This is a genomic window from Mesorhizobium sp. M7A.F.Ca.CA.002.05.1.1 (genome assembly GCF_003998335.1).
Classification (GTDB): domain Bacteria; phylum Pseudomonadota; class Alphaproteobacteria; order Rhizobiales; family Rhizobiaceae; genus Mesorhizobium.
The window spans coordinates 1-3,233 of the sequence record NZ_RZQI01000696.1 but is presented as its reverse complement, the minus strand read 5'-3'; the positions used below and the strand labels follow the sequence as shown (position 1 = coordinate 3,233).

General features: G+C 59.4%; 4 protein-coding genes. All 4 read right to left on the bottom strand.

Going from position 1 to position 3,233, the window contains the following annotated elements; translation table 11 throughout:
• Positions 1 to 421, bottom strand: a 421-nt coding sequence (locus tag EN939_RS26825; protein WP_272483113.1) for a transglutaminase N-terminal domain-containing protein, incomplete at its 3' end; no start/stop codon positions are given.
• 85 nt (positions 422 to 506) lie between these two features.
• Positions 507 to 1,448 (bottom strand): alpha-E domain-containing protein, encoded by a 942-nt coding sequence (locus tag EN939_RS26820; RefSeq protein ID WP_027036710.1) that lies wholly within the window; start codon positions 1,446 to 1,448, stop codon positions 507 to 509.
• 61 nt (positions 1,449 to 1,509) lie between these two features.
• Complete coding sequence (locus tag EN939_RS26815) at positions 1,510 to 1,869, bottom strand: four helix bundle protein (protein ID WP_127270768.1); 360 nt, start codon at positions 1,867 to 1,869, stop codon at positions 1,510 to 1,512.
• Positions 1,870 to 1,923: 54 nt separating this feature from the next.
• On the bottom strand, positions 1,924 to 3,233 hold a 1,310-nt coding region (locus EN939_RS26810; RefSeq protein WP_164751243.1), incomplete at its 5' end, for a circularly permuted type 2 ATP-grasp protein.

Below are 3,233 nucleotides of genomic sequence, written 5' to 3'. Positions count from 1 at the left end.
CGCGCTCGCCGATGACAGCCAGCAGCCGGTGCAGCCTTTCGATGTCGCTGCCCTTGCCGACCGATGCGGCGAGTTCGCGGATACCGCTGCCGATCGCCGTCAATGGCGTCTCATGGCTGTACAGCCAGAGCGGCGTAAAGCCCTGGTGCGGCCCCGAGACACCCGCGGTGTCGCGTGTCACCACTTCGCCTGATGCTTCCACCGTGATGAAGTCGCGCTCGCCCTCGACGCTTAGCAGCCTTGTGTCATTGCCGAAATGGTCGACAAAGCGAACTTCTTCGCGCGCGCCTTCGATGGTCAAGGCCCAGGACAGAACGGTCTGCGTCGACCCGCTGACCGGAAGCAGCCGCAGCCGCTGCAACAGATAGTGCACCGGCGCGTCGTAGCGGTATTCGGTCCGATGGGTGATCTTCAGCCGCATGCTTCTATTCCGTTTGTGAGCACGATCTCCGGACAAACGGTTTCATTTGTCTGAGAAAACCGGCTCCCACCTTTCGGGACCATGCTCAATTGAACCGATAATCTTGTGCGATCTCTTCGCCCAGTTTGGTGTTGTCGCGAATGAAATTGGCAAGGAATTCATGCAGGCCGGCGTCGAATATGCCCTTGATCGACCCGGCTCTCAGCATTGTCTGCGTCTTCTCGGCCGTTGCGTGGCAGGCATGGCGCTCGCCGTAATCGTCGCCGAGGAATTTCAGATGCTCCGACAGGAAGCGATAGCAGAACATCAGCGAGCGCGGCATGCGGACATTGAGGATCAGATAATCGGCAATGTTGGTCGGCTTGTAATCGGCGTCGTAGACCCAGCGATAGGAGCGATGCGCCGAGACCGAACGCAGGATCGATTCCCACTGATAATTGTCGAGCGTCGAGCCGACCCAGGAGATCGACGGCAGCAGCACATAATATTTCACGTCGAGGATGCGCGCCGTGTTGTCCGCGCGCTCGACATAAGTGCCGAGCTGCGAGAAGTCGAAGATCTCGTTGCGCAGCATGGTGCCGTAGAACGAGCCGCGGATCAGCGCCGTCTCGCGCTTGATGGCGTCGAGTACGCTGGGCAGGTCGCGCTCGTCGATCGGCTTGGCCAGCATCCGCTTCAGCGACATCCAGGCTTCGTTGATGCTTTCCCAGGTTTCGCGCGTCAGCGCGGTACGCACCATGCGGGCATTGTTGCGGGCCGTCTCGATCGACGCCATCGTGCTCGACGGGTTCGACGTGTCGCGCAACAGGAAGTCGGCGACGTTGGCCGCGGTATAGTCAGAATATTTCTGGCTGAAGGTGACGTCGGAACCGGCGCTGAGCAGCACCGAATTCCACTCTTCCGAGGCACTCTGGGTACGAGTCAGCGCCATGCGCAAACCGGCATCGACCAAGCGCGCCATGTTCTCCGCCCGCTCGATATAGCGATTCATCCAGTAAAGCCCGTTGGCGGTGCGGCCGAGAAGCATCATCGTGCCCCGATTTCGAGCGAATAGCGAATAGTGAGTAGCGAATAGGGGAAAATCAGCTTCATGATTTTTGTTGCAAACTCCTGATCATGGAACGTAGCATTTTCCCGATCTCATCGGCCTTGCTAAGCAAACGCACCACCTCTGCTTCAACCATCAACCCTACTTTTTCAGACAAGATCAGGTGTGTTTCCAACTCTTTGAGAGATCCCTGCGCCATGCGCAGAAATTGAATGAATGATCCCGTACTCTCCCGCCCATGCCCTTCGGCGATGTTTGCTGCAATTGATACGGAAGACCGCCGCATCTGAGAGGTCATCCCGTAGATTTCGCTGCTTGGAAAGGCTTTGGTTACCGAATAGCAATCCACCGCCAACTCGACGGCCGCTTTCCAAACAATTAGGTCCCTGTAAGAATTGATCGCCGTCTTGCTGCCCTCCTTCCCCTATTCGCTACTCACTATTCGCTATTCGCTTTAATCATCCAGCACCCAAGTATCTTTCGTCCCGCCGCCTTGCGAGGAATTCACGACCAGCGAGCCTTCCTTCAGCGCGACACGCGTGAGGCCGCCGGGCACGATCTGGATGCGATCGGAGACCAGCACATAAGGCCTGAGATCGACATGGCGCGGCGCCAGCCCCTTTTCCGTCAGGATCGGGCATGTCGACAGCGCCAGCGTCGGCTGGGCGATGTAATTCGAAGGTTTTGCCTGGAGTTTCTTGGCAAAGGTCTCGCATTCCTTCTTGGTCGCAGCCGGCCCGACCAGCATGCCGTAGCCGCCGGAACCATGGACTTCCTTGATCACCAGCTCGTCGATGTGCTCGAGCACGTATTTCAGGCTGTCGGGCTCCGAGCAGCGCCAGGTTGGGATGTTGCCCAGGATCGCCTTGCGGCCGGTGTAGAATTCGATGATCTCGGGCATGTAGGAATAGATCGCCTTGTCGTCGGCGATGCCGGTGCCCGGCGCATTGGCGATGGTGATGTTGCCGGCCCGATAGACATCCATGATGCCGGGTATGCCGAGTGCCGAATCCGGTCGGAAGGTCAGCGGATCGAGGAAGGAATCGTCCACGCGTCGGTAGAGCACATCGATCTGCTTGTAGCCTTCGGTCGTGCGCATCGCGACATGGCCGTCGACGACGCGCAGATCCTGGCCTTCGACCAGCTGCACGCCCATCTGGTCGGCGAGGAAGGCGTGTTCGAAATAGGCGGAGTTGAAGCTGCCGGGCGTCAGCACCGCAATGGTCGGCGCGCCCTTGGTGCTTTGCGGCCGCACCGCCGCCAGCGACTGGCGCAGAAGCTGCGGGTAGTTTTCCACCGGCCGTACCTTGATCTTCTGGAACAGCTCGGGGAACAGCTGCATCATCGTCTCGCGGTTCTCCAGCATGTAGGAGACGCCCGACGGTGTGCGCGCATTATCCTCCAGCACGTAGAATTCGTCCTCCGAGATGCGGACGATGTCGACGCCGATGATGTGGGTGTAGACGCCGGCCGGCGGCCTGACCCCGATCATCTCCGGCAGGAAGGCCTCGTTCCTGGCGATCAATTCCCTGGGGACGCGCCCTGCGCGCAGGATTTCCTGGCGGTGGTAGATGTCGTCGAGGAAGGCGTTTAGCGCCTGCACGCGCTGCTCGATGCCCTGCGTGAGGCGCCGCCATTCATTGCCTGAAATGATGCGTGGAACGATATCGAACGGGATCAGCCGCTCGGAAGCTTCCTGCTCGCCATAGACGGCGAAGGTTATGCCGGTCTTGCGGAAGACGCGTTCGGCGTCCTGCATCTTCT

Bases quoted from the DNA above. Each gene is read 5' to 3' on its own strand.
- EN939_RS26820 (WP_027036710.1), bottom strand. From the start codon at position 1,448: ATGCTTCTCGGCCGCACCGCCAACGGGCTTTACTGGATGAATCGCTAT.